The organism is Pseudomonas sp. BP01, assembly GCF_022760795.1.
GTDB lineage: Bacteria > Pseudomonadota > Gammaproteobacteria > Pseudomonadales > Pseudomonadaceae > Aquipseudomonas > Aquipseudomonas putida_Q.
This window is the reverse complement of the sequence record NZ_JAFBKA010000071.1, coordinates 1-626: the sequence shown is the minus strand read 5'-3', so window position 1 is coordinate 626 and position 626 is coordinate 1. Positions and strand designations below refer to the sequence as shown.

Annotated in this window: 1 protein-coding gene and 1 pseudogene; both read right to left on the bottom strand. The window is 64.7% G+C overall.

The window, feature by feature from the left end; genetic code table 11:
- Positions 1-435: ATP-binding cassette domain-containing protein (locus tag JOY50_RS28510; RefSeq protein WP_243056168.1), on the bottom strand; the 435-nt coding region annotated here is incomplete at its 3' end.
- A pseudogene (locus tag JOY50_RS28505) lies at positions 435-626 on the bottom strand (ABC transporter permease); the annotation flags it as partial. The pseudogene JOY50_RS28505 and the gene JOY50_RS28510, both read right to left, overlap by 1 nt.

Below are 626 nucleotides of genomic sequence, written 5' to 3'. Positions count from 1 at the left end.
GAGCAGGCTGACGCGGGCGCGCTGGCCGCCGGAGAGTGTCGCCGGATCGCGGGAACTGAACCCGGCCAGTCCGGCCCGTTCCAGCGCCTGCTGCACCTGAATTTTGCGCTCCGCGCCGCGGATGTCTGCCGGCAGCGCCAGCAGCAGGTTTTGCCCGACGCTGAAATGGTCAAACAGCAGCGCATCCTGAAACAAAATCCCAATCCGCCGCCGCTCAGTGGGGCGTTCATCGCAGCGTTCGTTGTTGAGCCACAGCTCGCCGCTGGCATGAAAAGGGGCCTCCAGCGCGCCAATCATCCAGGCGAAAAGCGTGGATTTGCCGCTGCCGGATGGCCCCATCAGCGTCAGCACTTCTCCCGGCGAGACGGAAAATGCGATTTCCTGCAGCAGGGGACGATGATGCAGCGTCAGGGTCAGGTTGTTTACGGTGAGCACTAGCGTAATCCTCGTCGATAGCGGCCTGCCAGCCAGGCCAGCAGGGCGGTCAGGGAAAAGACAATCGCCGGCAGCAGCAGTTGCCATAATGCCTGCGCGGCGAGCGTTGAGGTATCGCCGCCGCTGCTGAGCGCCACGGCTTCGCTGGTTAATGTCGGCGTCCGCCCAGCCCCCAGCCACAGGGTGGGCAG